Here is a 2732-nt window from a genome sequence, read left to right as displayed (position 1 = left end):
CGTCCGTCGTAGGTGAGGTGGCCGTGGTGGTTCCAGTGGGCGAGGTCGCCGGTGCGGTACATGCGGGTGCCGGGGGTGGGGCTGTGGGGGTTGGCGGTGAAGCGTTCGGCGGTGAGGGCGTGGCGGCCGAGGTAGCCGCGGGCGAGTTGTTCACCGGCGAGGTACAGCTCTCCGGTGACGCCGGGGGGTACGGGGCGCAGGGCCGAGTCCAGTACGTACACCTGCGTGTTGGCGAAGGGGCGTCCTATGGGGACGGGGCCGTCAGGCGTGTCTGCGCTGACGTGGTGGTCGGTGATGTTGACGGTGGATTCGGTGGGGCCGTAGGCGTTGATGACCTGGACGTCGGGGTGCTCGGCCCGCCAGGCGGCCAGGTGGTCGGTGTGGAGGGCTTCGCCGCCCAGGATGAGGGTGTGGGAGGGGGACGCCGTCTCCGGCAGGTTGGTGAGCAGCGGAAGGTGGCTGGGCGTGGCCTTGATGAGGCTCGGCTGCGCCACCGCCTCTTCCAGGCTGGTGAGGTGGACGGTCCCGCCGGCCGTGAGGGGCGTCCACAGCGCCGTGATGGTGAGGTCGAAGGCGAGCGGTGAGTGCAGGACGGTGGCACCGCTCATGGCGCTGTACGTCCCGCGCGCTCGGTGGAGGTAGGTGGCGAGGGCGTGGTGTTCGATGACGACGCCCTTGGGGCGGCCGGTGGAGCCGGAGGTGTAGATCATGTAGGCCGCGTGCCGCGGTGACCAGGGGCTACGGCGCTCGGCGTCGGTGATCTCGCCGTTGGGCCGGTCGCTGTACGCGCTGGCCGGTATGGGCTCGGTGAAGCTCAGGGCGGGCCGGGCATCGTCGAGCATGTAGCTGATGCGCTCGGCCGGATACTCCGGGTCGATCGGCAGATAGGCGGCACCGGTCTTCAGCACGGCCAGCATGCCGGTGATCGCGTCCAGAGACTTCGGCAGCGCGATAGCCACGAAGTCCTCCGCGCCCAAGCCCTGTTCCAGCAGGTGCCGGGCGAGCTGGTTGGCCCGCCCGTCCAGCTCGGCGTAGGTCAGGGACGCGGAGTCGCACACCACGGCCATCGCGTCCGGCGTCCGCCCGGCCTGCTCGCTGATCAGTTCGTGCAGCGGCGTCCCGGGAAGCTCGGTCCGCGCCCCGTTCCACTCCACCAGGACCCGCTCCCGCTCGACCGCGTCCATCAGGTCGATGGCGCCGATCGGCTGGTCCGGAGCCGTCGTGGCGGCCTCCAGCACCCGGAGGAACCGGTCCGCGATCCCCTGGGCGGAGCCCCGGTCGAGGAGTTCCGTGCTGAAGTCCAGCGCCGCGTCGATGCCTTGCGGCCGACGGGACGCGTCGAAGGACTCCGCGAACCCGAAGGAGAGGTCGAACTTGGAAGAGGTCCGCTGCACCTCCCGGAGCGTGACAGCGAGCCCCGGAAGACCGGCGATGTCCTTCAGCGCGCCCTCGTGGTCCGTGTTGTTGAAGGTCAACAAGACCTGGAAGAGCGGGTGATGGGACAGCGTTCGGGTCGGGTTCACCGCCTCGACCAGCCGCTCGAAGGGGAGGTCCTGGTGCGCGTAGGCGGCGAGGTCGGTGTCCCGCACACGGTCGAGGAGCCGGCGGAAGGTCGGATCGCCGGCCGTGTCCGTACGGAGGACCAGCGTGTTGATGAAGAGCCCGATCAGGTCGTCGGCGGCGTCGTCCGTGCGCCCGGCGACGGGCGTGCCGATCGGGATGTCCTCACCGGCACCGAGACGCGTGAGCAGGACGGCGACCGCCGCCTGGACCACCATGAACGCACTGGTGTTGGTGGCCCGCGCCAGTTCCGTCAGCCGCGTGTGCAGCTCCGCGGGCACGGTGAACGGGATGCGGTCGCCCGAGTACCCCGCGACGGCCGGTCGGGGCCGGTCGGTGGGGAGGTCGAGCTGCTCGGGCAGCCCGGCCAGTTGCCGCTTCCAGTAGGCGAGCTGTCGTCCCGCGAGGCTGTCGGTGTCGGTCTCGTCGCCGAGGATCTCCTGCTGCCAGAGCGCGTAGTCGGCGTACTGGACGGAGAGCGGAGCCCACCCGGGCGCCTCGCTGCGGACGCGGGCCGCGTAGGCGGCGGTGAGGTCCTGGGCCAGGGGAGCCCGGGACCAGGCGTCGCTGGCGATGTGGTGGATGAGGAGCAGCAGCACGTGCTCCCGCTCCGACACCCGGAACAGCGAGGTCCGAGCGGGGAGTTCCTGCGCGAGGTCGAAGCGGTGGCCGACGGCCTCGTCGAGCCGGACGCCGACCTCCTCCTCGGCCACGTCCACGACCGTGAAGGGCGTCGAGGCGGCCTCCACGGGCAGCACGATCTGATACGCGCCCTGCTCGTCCTCGGTGAAGACCGTCCGCAGGCTCTCGTGCCGGGCGACGACGTCACCGATCGCCGCACGCAGGGCCCCCACGTCGAGCGTGCCGTCGAGCCGCAACGTGAGCACGGTGTTGTAGGTCGCCGACGGTCCTTCGAGCTGGTGCAAGAACCAGAGGCGCTGCTGGGCGTAGGAGAGCGGGATGCGCTCGGGGCGCGGCTTCGCCGTGAGCGCGGTACGGACGGTGCCCGACGTGTCGAGGACGCCGGCCAGACCCGCCACGGTCGGCGTCTCGAAGAGCTGCCGGATGGAGAGTTCGACGTGCAGTGCGGTGCGGGTGCGGCTGACGAGGCGGGTGGCGAGGAGGGAGTGTCCGCCGAGGTCGAAGAAGTTGTCGTCGATGGTGACCTGGTC

At 70.9% G+C, this 2732-nt stretch carries 1 protein-coding gene; it reads right to left on the bottom strand.

Going from position 1 to position 2732, the window contains the following annotated elements; all coding sequences use genetic code 11:
- Positions 1-2732, bottom strand: a 2732-nt coding sequence (locus ACFC1X_RS40655; RefSeq protein ID WP_376364786.1) for an amino acid adenylation domain-containing protein, incomplete at both ends; no start/stop codon positions are given.

The sequence above is a fragment of the Streptomyces sp. NPDC056128 genome, assembly GCF_042263835.1.
Classification (GTDB): domain Bacteria; phylum Actinomycetota; class Actinomycetes; order Streptomycetales; family Streptomycetaceae; genus Streptomyces.
This window is presented reverse-complemented; position numbering and strand designations above follow the sequence as displayed.